Below are 16,039 nucleotides of genomic sequence, written 5' to 3'. Positions count from 1 at the left end.
ACTCTGTACAGGTTATTCCAGAAACATTAAACCTAGTAAAAGGAGTGGAGAAGTAATTGATTAAACCTAAACGATTCAAGAAACCACTATCTATCGGACTATCTTTGCTAATGGCCTTTTCCTTTGTTCAACCCGCTTTGGCGAATAACACACCAGATGGCTCCAAGCTGGAGCTGAAATCCGCCTCGCATAAGGTCACGACCGCGAAGGTATCCCCGAAACTGACCAAACAGTTTGAGGAGAATAACTATGTTACCTATCTGGTCAAATTAAAAGAACAGGTAGACACCAACAAGGTTTCCAAAAATGCTCTTCAAAAGGCCTCACTTGAGAAAATAACACCTTCCGCTGCCAAAATGGCTGCACGCAGCCATGTGATCAGTTCTCTGCGTGAAACGGCTTCAAGAACCCAATATGGGCTTGAAAATTATTTGGATAAGCAATCAGAGAGCGGCGGAGTGAAGGAATATAAAAGCTTTTTTATTGTCAATGCATTGGCTGTAACAAGCACCAAGGAGGTGCTGGATCATATTTCGCAGCTGCCTGAGGTCGATAAAGTCTTGCCGAATGAAACGCGTTATCTGCAAAAGGTGACGGTTGACAAGCAAGCAGAGGGAGCAAATGCCAAAACGGCTGAAACAGCTAAAACAGTGACAGCAGCCGCAGCGAAGTCTACGACGGTAGAGAAAGCTGTAGAGCTGGAGAAGGACGATGGCAAAACATCGGCTAAGCCTGGCAATGCAGGTAAGAACGATGTAGACCCATCTACGGTGGAATGGAACATATCCCATATTAACGCACCACAAGTGTGGGAAAAAGGAATCGACGGAACCGGAATCGTGGTCGCCAATCTGGATACAGGTGTAGATTATACACATCCGGCCCTTCATCGCAAATGGCGGGGTCTGGACGCGGCAGGCAATGTCGTGAATCCCGAGCTGAGCTGGTACGATCCGCATAGTCATGCAACGCTTCCGGTCGATCAGGAAGACGATTCCCATGGTACACATACGATGGGCACGATGGTCGGCTCTGAGGAAAACGGAACGAACCGAGTTGGCGTTGCACCTGGTGCGAAGTGGATTGCGGTTCGGATTTTTAATCCGGAAACGACGGATGCGATTATACTGGATGGCGGTCAATGGCTGCTTGCGCCAAAAGATGCCCAAGGGAATCTTCATCCCGAGCTTGCTCCAGACGTAGTGAACAACTCGTGGGGAGGCGGACCGGGTCTTGATGAATGGTTCCGGCCTGTGGTTCAGGCATGGCGGGATGCTCAAATCTTCCCTGAATTCTCCGCAGGTAATACCTCTCTTTCCAATCCGGGCGGACCTGCTTCGGTAGCCAATCCGGCGAACTATCCGGAATCCTTCGCTACTGGAGCCACCGATATCAATGATAATCTAGCCAGCTTCTCCTTGTTAGGACCATCACCTTATGGTGAGGTGAAGCCCGAAGTTTCCGCACCGGGTGTTAATATCCGGTCATCTGTCGCTGGTGGCGGCTATAAAGGCGGATATAACGGTACTTCTATGGCCGGACCTCATGTTGCGGCCCTTGCAGCTCTGTTGCTGCAAGCGAATCATTCTCTTACCGTAGACCAGCTTGAGGAAATTTTGATGAACACAGCTACACCGCGCACGGACAGCACATATCCTACTTCGCCAAACAATGGCTACGGACATGGTGTCATTAATGCGCTGGATGCAGTCGGTTCGGTCATGCAAGGTCTGGGCTCCGTGTCTGGTAAAGTTGTAACGGGTGGCGACGATCTGGAAGCACCTGTTCTCGAGCATACACCGCCCGCAGCGGCATTCGAGGGTATTGATATACCTCTGACTGCTCATGTAACGGATGATGTCGGCGTGACGGCCGTTGAGGCATTTGCCAAAACAGCAGGTACGTCAAACTATGTATATATTCCGTTGGAACGGACCTCCGGCGACAGCAAAGATGGTACATATCAAGCGTCCATCCCGACTTTTTTGGTGGACAGCGCTGGTCTGGAATACTATATTCGTGTAAATGATTACGGTAATAACGGATTTGAAACTGAAGTATACAAGGTTAAAATCTCCAAAGGCGTAAAACCAGGCTACACACAAGACTTTGAAAAAGACATTGCCGGTATTAATATCGGTGGACAGGGCAGTGTTTGGAAATGGGGAACTCCGACAAGCGGCCCTAAAAGCGCACATTCGGGTACAAAGGTCATCGCGACTAATCTCGAAGGCCAATATCAGGCCAACTCCAACAGTTATTTTATGGCCCCTCCGATTGATCTGACCGAGAGCTCAAAAGGGGCACTGGTCAGCTTCAAGCATTGGTACGATCTTGAAAACAATTCTGATTTCGGCAAAGTATACGTAGCAACCACAAACAATCAGAATGCGTTTGAGCAGGTATTATCGTTTACTGGCACCAGCAACGGCTGGAAAACACAATATCTTGATTTGCGGGCATTCGCGGGTCAAAAGGTATACCTCCTCTTCAACTTTACGAGTGACAATACGGTTGTGAAAGATGGCTGGTATATTGACGATCTGTCAATTCAGGAGCCAGACACCGTTGCACCTGCTGCGCCGAGCAATTTGACTGCTGAAGCCGATACTGTGGGCAACGTCACACTGGCCTGGAATGCTTCCTCCGATGATGATGTGAAGCAGTACAAGGTGTATCGTTCTACCCAATCAGGCAAAAATTATACTTCCATCGGTACAACCTCAGCACTGACACTCACAGATACCATCACGGTCGGTGGAGCGACCTATCATTATGCAGTGGCGGCTGAGGATTATAGTGGCAATGAAGGAATCAAGTCGAATGAGGCTTCTCTGAGAGTAGACGTGCCGGATACGCTGTATAGCGATCATTTTGACGGCAGCTCGGATAATGGCTGGACTCATTCCGGTACCAAGGATGAGTGGGAACGTGGCATTCCGAAGGAAGTAGGACCAGAAAGCGCAGTGTCCAGACCAAATGTATGGGCAACCGATCTTGATAGCAATTATGAGAACGGAGCTGAATTTTCGCTGGTTTCTCCAAAAATTAATTTACAGGCTGTACGCAATGCAACACTGACCTTCAATCACTGGTTTGAAATTGAGGCCGGCTATGATTACGGTTATGTGGAAGTGTCCAAAAACAATGGCGACACGTGGAGCGAGCTGGGCAAGTTCTCTCACAATACGAATGGGAAAAAGTGGACTCCGGTTTATTACAATCTGGATAGCTACACCGGCAATGAGATCCAAATTCGCTTCCGTTTGAAATCGGATAACAGTGTGAACAAGAACGGCTGGTACATTGACGATTTCCGTGTGTTGGGTATTCCAGCTGCGACAGTGACCAAGGACATCGTACCTGAGTCGAATATCAAGCTGGAAAAAGCGGAAGAACAGTTCCCGCTGTACAAAATTACAAGCACTGAAAAGAGTGAATTCCAGGAGAAAGTGAAGCCGGCAGAAACAACGGTGGATAGTGGACGTGTCGGGCTCGACAGTCTTCCAGCCAGCGCTACGGTTACGGTATTGGAAACCGGACGTTCGGTGAAAACGGATCCGACCACGGGCAAATACAGCTTCACCCATGTAGCGGGCGACTATACGCTGAAGGCTGAAGCCTATGGTTATGTGCCTCAAACGAAAGCAGTCACGATTGAGAATAACAAAGTCATTAGAGCAAACTTTAGCCTTCAGGCCATACCTCACGGTACGATTCACGGGGTCATTACCGACAAGCAATCCGGTGAACCGATCCAAAAAGCGAAAGTGTTGGTGCTGGAGGATGCACGTATTGCTCCGGTAGAGACGAATGAGGCTGGAGAATTTACGCTGGACGTGCTGGAAGGAACATACACATTGTCCATTTCAGCTGAGAATTATTATAGCGACAGTGTATCCGTTATTGCTCCTCCGAATGGTAGCGTGGAAGCGGATGTCACGTTGAAACCTTTCATCGGGTTCCAGGGAGGCATCGCCTACGATGACGGGACAGGAGAAAATGCCAGAGCCTTTAACGCGGCAGGCAATTCATGGGCAGTCAGAATGACGCCTGAGTCGGAAGTGGCTCAAGTGACAGGAGCATCGCTTTTGTTCTGGAACTCTGCCTTCCCGAATCCGGGAGGAACGGCATTCCAATATTCTGTCTATGACGCCTCCGGTGCGGCAGGAGCGCCTGGACGATTATTGGCTGGTCCATTCGACGGGACTGCCGTGCGGGACGAGTCACAATGGACGACGGTGCAGCTTCCAGAGCCGGTGACGGTTCAAGGTGACTTCTACATCGTATATACACAGTCTGCTGTAGGCACACAGTCGCCGGGTCTTGCTACAGATGAGAGTGGCCCGAATGCACTTCGCAGCTGGCAAGGTGTAAGCGGCGCATGGAGCCAATCACCTGAGGAGGAAGGGAATTACATGATCCGGGCTATCGTCAGATATCCGGTGAATGCTCCAACGATTACGACTCCTACGAAGGCTACGTATACGCAGGAAGAGTCGATTACCGTAACAGGAACTTCCCCGGCAGAAGGAGCCGATATTCAGCTCTTTAACGGTAAGGAGCTGGCTGGCACAACGAAAGTGAAGGATCGCCACTTCAGTTTGTCGGTTGATCTTCAACCAGGAGCTAATCCGCTAAGTGTTCAAGCAGCGGTATACGGCAAATTAACGGATCGTTCCGAAACGGTGGTTGTGACACTCGATCAGACTAAACCGGGTCTGATCCTGACTTCACCTGATGAAGGGGCCCGTACAAACGCGGGTGTAGTCAGTGTAGTCGGTACCGTGTATGACGAGTTCCTCACCGAATTGACGATTAATGGTGAGCCCGCTGAATTTGGAAGTGACGGCAGCTTTAACAAGCGGTTGCTTATCAACGAAGGTGAAAATCAAATTACGGTGACGGCCAAGGATCTTGCCGAAAACGAAACAAGTGTTACGCGCTCGGTGTATGTCGATACAGCTCTGCCGAAGCTTGAAAACATTAGCCCTGCTGAGGATGTGCGTATTACTCCAGGGCAGCCGGTACGAGTATCCTTTGACAGTGCATCCGGTTTGGAGGCGTCCTTCCATGTGGAGCTGCCTTTCAACCTGTCCACTTTGGGCCGCAACGATATTCCATTAAATGAAACTTCGTCAGGCCACTATGAAGGTACTTATTTCACTTCATCTTCTCTGAATCTGGAAGGCGGAGTCATCGTGATCCGGGTAAGGGATGCAGCGGGAAATGAAGTGGAGACGGAGGCACCGGGAAGATTGTATGTAGCCAATGGTGGAGGACAGAACCCTGATCCGAATCCATCCAATGAGAAGCCGGTAGCCATTATTCAGGCTAATGAATCAGCTAAGAAGAACAAAAATGTACAATTTAACGCCAAAGCTTCCCGTGATGTAGACGGTGAGATCGTTAGTTACAGCTGGAATTTTGGCGATGGCGATACGGCGGTCGGTTCCAAGGTGAAGCATAAATTCACCACAGCTGGAACGTATACCGTAGAGCTAACGGTGACGGATAATGACGGCGCAAGTGGTAAGACTGTGCATACGATCACGATCCGTTAGCAGCCAGTAGGAAAGGAAATGCTTCTTTTAGAATAACAATGAAGGCCCACAGCAAGCCACGGTTTATAGAGGCTGCTGTGGGCCATTTTTAAATTGTCGAACCGTTCAAGAAGCGGTACAATGAGTAGAACTCTATAAAGTGAATCGTTTCACAATAGAGGATTTTGCAAAAATCTAATAAGCGATTTTCAATAAACGATATATAGATCGAAATGGTCTAGTTCGTCTATATATTGCACTTTGGAGCGACTGGAATCGAATTTTGCAAAATCCTGAATAATATTTTTTAGCAGGAGAGGATCCTATTGATTCATTTGCAAAAAGAAAGCGGACGTATCCGTCTAGAGCTGGATGCCTATTTTATGGGGGAAGATATCATTGTACTCATTTCAGGCGGTGATCAGCCTCATTTGGGAACGATTACAGCAGGGGCCAGACTCGAGCCGATTCAAACTGTGCAATTGCAAAATCACAAGGAGTTTTATATTACCGAAGAAATTGCAGTTCGCTTGCGAAAAGAGTTTGCAGGCAATTTTGCCATTTGCTGCGGGGCACATTTAGATCATGCAACCAAGGACGAAATCCGGGTGCTGACAGATATGGCTATACAACTGGGGAAAGAGCTCATTGGAGAACTCAAGCAAGCACGCTAGTAGCATACCTTTTTAAGTGAACTCCCGAAAGAGCAGATTGCGATATGGGTACTTACTAAAGGGATACTTAAATAGCAATGCAAAGCCATCATCCTCAATTTGTACGGATTTCAGCGCAGAGGATGGAATCAAACTACGGATCATGACATGAACTGCACGCTGGTCTTGTCTGTTGATCGCTTTGGCAAAGGCAGAAGCAAAACATGGATTGCGTGCCAATTCGCGATACAGCGGAAAAACGGCTTTTGCAATGGCGCGATGAACTCTCGGCTCAAACGTAAACTGCACAGTCCCCGGTGGAATCGTCGTTCCATTCGTATAATAGAGCATCGGTGGATGAGCTAAAAAGGAAATAAAGTAGCCGATGCCATTCGTGCCTAAGCCTTGTTTGGCGGCAAATGGCGCTACTGAGCAGAGAAGGGATTTCATCCGATCCAAGTTGCCCTGAACGACAGCTCGTGACCATTGAACTGCAAACGCACGGCGAGTTGCAATAGCTTTGTAAAATGGCAGCATGGCAGTGGAAATTATCCTAAGTGTGTTTGCATTTAAACGTTTGTGAGGCGAGCCCTTTCTGCGGGATGTTGCACGATATAGCATAGCTCCGACCTCCTTGGTAGGATGCTCTCATGGAGCGCAATTGATCTGTAACAGGTACAATACTGTATGCCCGGTTACCTCAAAAAGTGCTAATATCGCTAGGTTTCTTCTTTTTAACGTTCTAATTTAAAAATTCGAAATAAGTACTGTCCTGATTTGTAAGATTGTGGTACCCTAGAACTTATATAATTGCTATTTTTCGTATTGGAGTTGAATTTAACAGATGAGTGATTTGTACAAGGAGCCTCGATCTTCCGATCCTTTTCAGGAGGAGACGAACGATTATAACGCCCCATTTAACCCGCCCCCAGTAGTTCCACCTACGAATAGTAAAGCTGTTGCCTCGATGGTGCTCGGGATTTTATCTGTTGTCATTCCCTATATCGGGTTGATTATCGGAATTGTGGGTATTATTTTGTCCAGTCTTTCCTTGAAGGAAATTAACCGTCATGGCGAGCAAGGCAGAGGTATGGCCATTGCTGGATTGGTATGTAGTATTATCGGTACACTGATTTATACACTGATCATCATTTTTATAGTTATTGTTTTTATTGTAGCGGCCTCCAGTGGCGATCCGGATATTTTTTCAGACATTTAATCAATTGAAGAATGCTTGAGTCAGACAAACCATTCACGACTTGACGATTGGATGCTATGATAAAAGGAGTCCAATGAAGGAGAGTGAAGCCATATGGCACGTACTCAAACACAAAAAGCGTTGAGCAAGGCAAAACGCGCTGGAATCTATTGCGCGGCACAAAGCCGCAAAACGAATGACCATTATGGCGAGATTTCACAGCACATACGAATGAAGCCGACCAAGCAAGAACAATTACAGAAGATCAAGCACAAGAAGCGAATCGTTCAGAGCGACGCTTCTTTTTTTTGTCTTTATCGAGAACAGCAGTGTCCTTTTAGGCTTGGATTTATAAAGTAGCAGAGAAATGATTGTATACAAGCGAATAGCGTTTTTCTGTACTGAAAAAGGACTTGATAATAATTATCATTCTTGTTAGAATATCATAAGAAAGAAGGAACCCGGGCATGGGCTCCTTCATTATAAAACTAGGCTTGAAATCAAAGATTTACTTGGCTTCGAAGGTTTTGCAGTCTGTTTCTTCGGATTTGTGAGTGTCTTCAGGTCTGTTGCTTACGATGTAAATGGAGCTAGCACTACATTTATTCTCTTGGGCCCAGTGCGTACATGAATTGACTTCACACAGAACGTCTTTTGCCATGTTGTACACCTCCTTATATGGATGTGGTGGGCTGAGCAAATAGTATCACGGTCAGTCAAGGTAGGACTTGTCCAACTGTGTTTACCCTCTTGTTAGGAAGAGGGACTTTGCTATGCCTACTTGTACAATATCAAATGAATTTTAAAATTGCAATGTTTGCTTCTTTTTGCAGTTCGAAGCGGACACAAGTGTCCCTTTTAATTAAAAAACAAAAGCTGTCCTCCATGCAGAACGAAATGTTTCTCTGCTGGAGAACAGCTTTTTTTGTTTTTCTGACATAATGACGATATGAAAAGACTTAGCGCACGTTAGGAATATTTACGATGGGATCGATGTCAGCATCATAGTCTACGCCCTCAAACTCAAAGCCGAACAGTTGGAAAAATTCGTGACGATATCCTTCAAGATCTGACAATTCGTAGATATTGTTGGTCGTCAGCGCCTCCCATATCTTCTCAACCTCTGCCTGTACGTCTTCGCGCAGTTCCCAATCATCAATACGAATACGTCCTTCTTCATCTACAGGAGTTTCTGGTGCGTACAGACGCTCAGCAAACAGGCGGTAGCTCTGTTCTACGCACCCTTCATGCAGCCCTTTTTCCTTCATTATCTTATATAAAACAGAAATATACAGAGGAACGACAGGGATAGCGGAGCTAGATTGGGTAACGAGTCCTTTGGTGACTGCGACGAAGGCGCGTCCGCCTGTAACTTTCAGCTGATCGTTCAGCTGACGTGCTGTCTCCTCCAGATGATCTTTTGCACTTCCGATACTGCCCTCTCTGTAGATGGCTTGTGTAATATCTGAACCGATGTACGAAAAAGAGAAGGTCGTTGCAGTATCAGCCAATACACCGCCTTCACGCAAGGCGTTAATCCACAATTTCCAGTCCTCACCACCCATAACCTCTACAGTTGCTTGTACTTCTTCTTCTGTTGCGGGTTCAAGCGTCACGCTGCTGACTTCCCCGGTGTGGAAGTTAACGGTCTTGTTTGTGTAAGGCTTACCAATAGGTTTGAGCACGGAATTAAACGTTTCGCCTGTGCGGGGATTTGTACGACGACCTGAAGCGACACTGTAAATCACCAGATCGACTTGTCCCAGTTCTTCGCGAATGGCTTCCACCGTTTTGGATTTGACCTCATCCGAGAAGGCATCGCCTGTTACGCTTAAGGATTTAAGCCCAGCTTCCTGAGCAGCTTTTTCAAATGCAGCAGAATTGTACCAGCCTGCCGATGCTGTACGTGTGGCGGTAGCATTACTAGGGCGATATACACCAATTGTATTGGCACGCGCACCGAAGGCGGCAGTAATGCGAGAGGCCAACCCATATCCGGCAGATGCCCCGATCACAAGTACATTACGGGGTCCTTGGATAGCAGGACGGGCCTGTACATAGTCAATTTGCTCCTGAACATGTTGGGCACAGCCCACCGGATGAGCAGTGGTGCAGATAAAGCCACGTGTTCTTGGTTTGATAATCATGTTATTGTAATTCCTCTCTTCTTGTAGCGATCTTCACCCTTACTATTTTAACTTTTAACTATTTTTTTTCAAACGTGGATTTTAGTAAGTATCCTTTTTACCCAAAAGTGTATCCTTGCACGGGGTGGCAAGTGCCTAAGTGCCTGCATATGATGCTGTAACGATAAATATGAGAAGGGAGAGAGTTGCTTGAAGAATAAGAGCCGCAAAACCATAAGAAACAAAAAGCCGCTCTATAGTGTAATTGACCCGGATATGAATGAATTAAGTATGATACATCGCGTGAAGCCACAGCCTGCGGAGAGGGAGACAGAAGCAAGACTTCATCAAGTTGCTTCTCCGCCTCCCCCAACCAAAGAGGAGCCGGAGTTACAGACTGTTGTCGAACCTGAAGTCGAGGCTTCGCATGAGACGGAGGTTGAATTTGCGGATGCAGAGGAGACTCAAGTGTCGATGGAGGAACCCCCAGAGCTAGAAGCAGAGCCGGAGCCAGAGCCAGAGCCAGAGCCAGAACCTGATCCAATTGATGTGGAGGAAATTCTGAGCAATAAGAAGGCTCCGCATATAAACAACGCTTTCATTTATACAGACGATTTGAGCGATCTCGCTGTAACGGGTGAGAAGATCGCTCCCGCTTCCATAGATTCCAGCAAGCTGAAGCAAGAGAGTATCCACACGGAATCTCTGGCGGATTATGCCGTTCAAACGATTAAGATAGCCGACGGTGCTGTGACTTCTTCGAAGATTGCCCCGGACTCCATTACGGTGGAACATCTGTCGGACGCATCGGTGGCAGGCAGTAAATTGCAGGATCGCTCCATCGGTGGTGAAAAACTGCGAGATGGCAGCATCACTCCAGAAAAGCTGGCTGATAAGATTATCAGCGGCGATCATATTGCGAATGGCTCCATTGAGAGCCGTCACTTCAAGCAATGGATCGTGTCTTCAGATATGCTTCAAGATCAGGCGGTTACATCTGATAAAATTCGCAGTGGTACGATTCAATCGAACAATTTGGCTAATGAAGCTGTCGATAGCTCCAAGCTGGGCGATCAATCTGTGACCACTTCCAAACTGCGGGATGGGGCTGTGGATGCGGCTAAAATCCAAGCTGGCAGCATTGAGAGTGCACACCTGACCGAGCATGCCGTTCATGCAAGGCATCTGGCCCCCGGTTCGATTAATCGCAAGCAGCTATCCAATGGAATTGTGGGCAAGGAACAATTGGAGGAAGGTGTTGTCAGCGGGCGTCATCTGGAGTCGGAGGCAGTTACCAGTTCGCATATTCAGGCTGGAGCGATTGAAAGAAAGCATCTGAGTCCTGGCTCCATTGGGGAAGAGCAGCTTGGAACGGGCCAAGTAACAGCCCGTCACCTGGCGGATCGGAGTATTCAGTCCAATAAACTGGCAGATCAGTCTGTAGGCTCATTGCAAATTGTCGATCAATCCGTCACTTCATCCAAGATATCGGATCAGAGCATATTACCACACAAAATTGCCGACGAGGCGGTACTTACCAGACATATTGCTACAGCAGCCATACAAGGTCCCCAAATTTCTCCGGAGGCAGTCTCTTCCGTACACCTCCAGTCCGAAATCATTCGAAAGAATCATATTGCATCGGAGGCGGTTACGGAGCAACATTTGCATTCCGGGGCTGTGACGAGCGAGAAATTAGGGAAGGGAGCAGTTCTGGAACACCATGTGGCGAATCAGGCTGTCAAGGAAAATCACATTGCTTCGAGCGCGATTAAGTCTGACAAAATCGCTGACGAAGCAGTGACAGAACCTAAAATTGGCAAAGGGGCGGTAACCGGAAATAAGATTGCCTCTCAAGCCATTACACACGTACACATTGCAACGGGGGGAATTCGTGAAAACCACCTTGCCGACAACAGTGTGGGTGGAAAGGCATTGCAGGCTCAATCCGTCGATTCGGCCCATCTGGCCCAGAGTTCTGTTTTGAGCAAACATCTTGGGGAAGACAGTGTTGGAACCTCGGCTTTGCAAGAACAGTCCGTTACCGCGGACATACTAGGTGAAGGCGCTGTTCAAACCGCGCATTTGGCCAGCGGAGCGGTGTACTCCCATCATTTGCAGGATCATGCTGTTACTTCGCTGAAACTATCGCCGGAAAGTGTGGCCACGGATAAAATCAATGATTTGGCGATTACGGCTCCTAAGTTAGCTGAGGGTAGTGTCACTTCCTCTAAGTTGTCTGCTCGCTCCGTGCAGCCGTGGCATATTACGGATAAAGCAGTGCAGAGTAACCATCTGGCTGTTGAAGCGGTGGAGGCGAATCATCTCGCTCCGGAATCCGTCACCTCTAATCATTTGCAATCTGCATCGGTCCAAACCAAACACCTCGCCCCCGATAGTGTATCCGGTCATGCGCTTCAGTCGGAAAGTGTCACCTCTGAGAAGCTAGCAGCCCGTGCTGTGCAGGCTCCCAATCTGGCGGAAAATAGCGTGGGTCCCGGACATTTGGCTGCGCAAGCCGTACACACTCGGCATTTGGCAGCAGGAGCAGTACAGGAGACGGAATTAGCCCAGAATGCTGTGAAGTCTGCACATCTTGCGCCCGAATCCATCCAATCGGAGCACTTGCAAAGCGGGGTCATTCAGGGAGAGCATATCGCATTGCAGGCTATAGCGACTCCGGCCTTACAGGATGAATCGGTCACCTCTGCCAAACTGTCGGAGGGAAGCGTAACTCCCACGAAACTGTCTGCCCATGCCGTGCAGTCCGGACATATTATGGACGAAGCTGTACAAAGCAACCATTTGGCTGTGGCGGCCGTGGATTCGGCACATCTGGCTGCAGGAGCGGTCACCTCGGTGCATCTACAGGCTTCCTCGGTGCTCACGAGACATTTGGCCCCGGATAGTGTGTCAGGTCGTGCGCTTCAAGCGGAAAGCGTCACCTCGGAAAAGCTGGCAGCGCGCTCGGTACAAGGAATGAACCTCGCGGAAGGCAGCATCGGCCCTTCACATCTTTCTGCGCAAACGGTGCACACTCGGCATCTGGCAGCTGGAGCAGTACAGGATAGAGCACTGGCAGAGGGTGCAGTGAAGTCCGTGCACATCGCACCGGAATCCATCCAGCCACATCATCTGCAAATTGGAACCATTCAGGGAGAGCACATCGCATCACAGTCCATATCGACCGATGCTTTGCAGGATGAGTCCGTTACGTCCGACAAACTGGCGGATAAGGGCGTGACTGCCGCCAAGCTGTCTGCCCACTCGGTCCAGCCGTGGCACATTACAGACGAAGCGGTGCAAGCCAAACATTTGGCAGAAGAAGCCGTTCAGTCCAATCATCTGGCCCAGGAATCGGTCACCTCTGCCCATTTGCAGGCTTCAGCGGTGCTTGCGAGCCATCTGGCCCCGGATAGCGTATCCAGTAGTGCGCTTCAAGCAGAAAGCATCACCTCAGAAAAGCTGGCGGCACACTCGGTGCAAGCGACGCATCTCGCGGAAGGCAGCGTTGGCCCTCCACATCTGTCCACGCAAGCGATACACACCCGGCACTTGGCAACGGGTGCAGTACAGGACAGAGCGCTGGCAGAAGGGGCAGTGAAATCCGTGCATATCGCACCGGAGTCCATCCAGTCGCATCATCTGCAAACGGGAACCATTCAGGATGTGCATATCTCCTCACAGGCGATATCGACTGATGCTTTGCAGAATGAGTCCGTTACGTCCGACAAATTGGCGGATGAAGGCGTGACTGCCGCCAAACTGTCTGCCCACTCAGTCCAGTCGTGGCACATCACAGACGAAGCGGTGCAAGCCAATCATTTGGCAGAAGAGGCTGTCCAGTCCAACCATTTGGCCCTGGAATCCGTCAGCTCTGCCCATTTGCAGGCTTCGGCGGTGCTTGCGAGCCATCTGGCCTCGGATAGCGTATCCAGTAGTGCGCTTCAAACAGAAAGCGTCACCTCGGAAAAGCTGGCGGCACACTCGGTGCGAGCGTTAAATCTCGCGGAAGGAAGCGTCGGCCCTTCACATCTGTCCACGCAGGCGATACACCCCCGGCATTTGGCACCCGGCGCAGTACAGGACAGAGCGCTGGCAGAAGGGGCAGTAAAGTCTGTGCATATCGCACCGGAGTCCATCCAGTCGCATCATCTGCAAACGGGGACCATTCAGGGTGTGCATATCGCCTCACAGGCGATATCGACCGATGCTTTGCAGGATGAGTCCGTTACGTCCGACAAATTGGCGGATGAGGGCGTGACTGCCGCCAAGCTGTCTGCCCACTCAGTCCAGCCGTGGCACATTACAGACGAAGCGGTGCAAGCCAATCATTTGGCAGAAGAGGCCGTCCAGTCGAACCATTTGGCCTCGGAATCCGTCACCTCTGATCATTTACAGGCTTCCTCGGTGTTTGCGAGACATCTGGCCGTTGACAGTGTGTCAGGTCGTGCGCTTCAAGCAGAAAGCATCACCTCGGAAAAGCTGGCGGCACGCTCGGTGCAAGCGACGAATCTCGCGGAAGGAAGCGTCGGTCCTTCACAGTTGTCTGAGCATGCCGTACACCCCCGGCATTTGGCACCTGGCGCAGTACAGGACAGAGCGCTAGCAGAAGGGGTAGTAAAGTCCGTGCATATCGCACCGGAGTCCATCCAGTCGCATCATCTGCAAATGGGAACCATTCAGGGTGTGCATATCGCCTCACAGGCGATATCGACCGATGCTTTGCAGAATGAATCTGTTACGTCCGACAAATTGGCGGATGAGAGCGTGACTGCCGCCAAGCTGTCTGCCCACTCGGTCCAGCCGTGGCACATTACAGACGAAGCGGTGCAAGCCAATCATTTGGCAGAAGAGGCCATCCAGTCGAACCATTTGGCTCCGGAATCCGTCACCTCTGATCATTTACAGGCTTCCTCGGTGTTTGCGAGACATCTGGCCGTTGACAGTGTGTCAGGTCGTGCGCTTCAAGCAGAAAGCATCACCTCGGAAAAGCTGGCGGCACGCTCGGTGCAAGCGACGAATCTCGCGGAAGGAAGCGTCGGTCCTTCACAGTTGTCTGAGCATGCCGTATACCCCCGACATTTGGCACCTGGCGCAGTACAGGACAGAGCGCTGGCAGAGGGGGCAGTGAAGTCCGTGCATATCGCACCGGAGTCCATTCAGCCGCACCATCTACACCTTGGAACCATTCAGGGTGTGCATATCGCATCCCAAGCAATATCAACTGATGCTTTGCAGGATGAGTCGGTTACGTCCGGCAAACTGGCGGATGATGGCGTGACTGCTGCCAAAATATCTCCTCATTCGGTCCAGCCGTGGCATATTACGGACGAAGCGGTGCAAGCCAATCATTTGGCAGAAGAGGCCGTCCAGTCGAGCCATCTGGCTCCTGAATCCGTCACCTCTGCCCATTTGCAGGCTTCGGCAGTGATGACTCGGCATATTGCGCCAGGGAGTATATCGGTTCACGCGCTCCAGGCAGGCAGCGTGAACGCTGAGAAGCTTGCGCTTCGGGCAGTGCGTGCTTCGAATCTGGCAGAAGCCAGCATAAACTCCGTGCATTTAACGGAGCATGCCGTACACGCTCAGCATTTGGCCGAGGGGGCGATCCAAGGGTCCGCACTGGCAGAAGGCGTGGTGCAGTCCAGGCATATCGCGCTGGATTCAGTCCAGTCGGAGCATCTGCAGGCAGGGGCTATTCAGCCACAGCATGTAGGCTGGCAGGCAGTGGCTGAGGATGCTATACAGGAAGGAGCGGTGACGTCCAGCAAGCTGGCAGATGGAACGGTACAGTCCCGCCATGTGGCTGAGGAGGCTATTGCAAGCCACCACATTGGAGAGGAAGTTATTGATTCGCATCACCTAAAGCCGGGCTCGGTGACACTGGCTCAGCTGTCCACAGATATACATCTCTCGGGACTTTTGCCAGAGGAAGGCGTCAGTGGTGACAGACTTCAGGCAAACAGTGTATCTCGCAGCCATCTGAAAGCTCAGGCCGTCGACAGCGAGGTGCTGAGCCCAGAAGCCGTGGGACCAGAGCATCTGCAAGCGGCTGCGGTACAAAGCCATCATGTGGCAGAGCAGAGCATTGAAGGTCATCATCTGGTGGAAGGCTCGGTAGGCTCACGTGAGCTGGAGCTGAACGCAGTGAAGCCGGAGCATTTGAGCATCACTCCGGTCCGTACTTGTGCGAATCAGCCAGCATTGCAGCAGTTTGGCAGAGCGCCGTTTCTTTTGAAAGGCAGTGAAGGAGAGACGGAAGTGACCATTGTATTCGGGGAGCCTTTTGTAAACCCGGACTACACGTTGGTAGCGATGACGAACCACCCTCTCTTTCATGCGACGCTGAAATCTCAGACGCCGAATGGAGCAGTGATCGTCGTAACCAAGTGGAACGAAACCGCGCATAACTACGGTATTATTTCCTGGATCGCCATTGGTTAGTGAAGATGGTTATTGTAAAACTCATAGCGTGCAGACTCATGTATTTTCTAAATACAGGGCTGCACGCTTTTT

The 16,039-nt window shown here is 49.9% G+C and carries 8 protein-coding genes; 5 read left to right on the top strand and 3 right to left on the bottom strand.

Annotation, left to right across the window (positions count from 1 at the left end):
• Positions 1-56: 56 nt before the first annotated feature.
• On the top strand, positions 57-5,564 hold the full coding sequence (locus tag MKX30_RS07360) for a S8 family serine peptidase (protein WP_279835804.1): 5,508 nt from the start codon (positions 57-59) through the stop codon (positions 5,562-5,564).
• Between the two features lie 305 nt (positions 5,565-5,869).
• On the top strand, positions 5,870-6,217 hold the full coding sequence (gene lpdD, locus MKX30_RS07355) for a prenylated flavin chaperone LpdD (RefSeq protein WP_068942071.1): 348 nt from the start codon (positions 5,870-5,872) through the stop codon (positions 6,215-6,217).
• A 12-nt stretch (positions 6,218-6,229) separates the two neighbouring features.
• On the opposite strand, the gene MKX30_RS07350 is transcribed toward lpdD, so the two are convergent.
• The gene (locus tag MKX30_RS07350) at positions 6,230-6,817 is read right to left on the bottom strand and encodes a hypothetical protein (RefSeq protein ID WP_341062679.1); all 588 of its coding nucleotides are present in this window, start codon (positions 6,815-6,817) and stop codon (positions 6,230-6,232) included.
• Between the two features lie 223 nt (positions 6,818-7,040).
• Between MKX30_RS07350 and MKX30_RS07345 the strand changes: the two genes are divergently transcribed.
• Positions 7,041-7,415, top strand: a complete 375-nt coding sequence (locus MKX30_RS07345; protein WP_341062677.1) for a DUF4190 domain-containing protein — start codon at positions 7,041-7,043, stop codon at positions 7,413-7,415.
• A 93-nt stretch (positions 7,416-7,508) separates the two neighbouring features.
• Positions 7,509-7,754, top strand: a complete 246-nt coding sequence (locus MKX30_RS07340) for a hypothetical protein (protein ID WP_023989814.1) — start codon at positions 7,509-7,511, stop codon at positions 7,752-7,754.
• A gap of 148 nt (positions 7,755-7,902) precedes the next feature.
• Here the strand turns inward: MKX30_RS07340 and MKX30_RS07335 are convergent, their stop codons facing one another.
• Positions 7,903-8,055: a DUF1540 domain-containing protein gene (locus MKX30_RS07335; RefSeq protein WP_023989813.1), complete on the bottom strand. Its 153-nt coding sequence runs from the start codon at positions 8,053-8,055 to the stop codon at positions 7,903-7,905.
• 298 nt (positions 8,056-8,353) lie between these two features.
• Positions 8,354-9,541, bottom strand: coding sequence for an enoyl-ACP reductase FabV (gene fabV, locus MKX30_RS07330; protein ID WP_076157558.1), 1,188 nt, complete (start codon positions 9,539-9,541; stop codon positions 8,354-8,356).
• Between the two features lie 189 nt (positions 9,542-9,730).
• Between fabV and MKX30_RS07325 the strand changes: the two genes are divergently transcribed.
• Positions 9,731-15,967 carry a WIAG-tail domain gene (locus MKX30_RS07325; protein WP_341062676.1) on the top strand — a complete coding sequence of 2,079 codons (6,237 nt, stop codon included), beginning with the start codon at positions 9,731-9,733 and terminating at the stop codon, positions 15,965-15,967.
• Positions 15,968-16,039: the final 72 nt, after the last annotated feature.

It is taken from the genome of Paenibacillus sp. FSL P2-0173 (assembly GCF_038008045.1).
Lineage (GTDB): Bacteria > Bacillota > Bacilli > Paenibacillales > Paenibacillaceae > Paenibacillus > Paenibacillus polymyxa_B.
The sequence above is the reverse complement of the archived record's forward strand: the minus strand, read 5'-3'. Positions and strand labels throughout refer to the sequence as shown.

Excerpts from the sequence above, each read along its gene's own strand:
- MKX30_RS07350 (WP_341062679.1), bottom strand. The coding sequence starts at position 6,817 with ATGCTATATCGTGCAACATCCCGCAGAAAGGGCTCGCCTCACAAACGT.
- MKX30_RS07345 (WP_341062677.1), top strand. The coding sequence starts at position 7,041 with ATGAGTGATTTGTACAAGGAGCCTCGATCTTCCGATCCTTTTCAGGAG.
- MKX30_RS07340 (WP_023989814.1), top strand. The coding sequence starts at position 7,509 with ATGGCACGTACTCAAACACAAAAAGCGTTGAGCAAGGCAAAACGCGCT.
- MKX30_RS07335 (WP_023989813.1), bottom strand. The coding sequence starts at position 8,055 with ATGGCAAAAGACGTTCTGTGTGAAGTCAATTCATGTACGCACTGGGCC.
- fabV (WP_076157558.1), bottom strand. The coding sequence starts at position 9,541 with ATGATTATCAAACCAAGAACACGTGGCTTTATCTGCACCACTGCTCAT.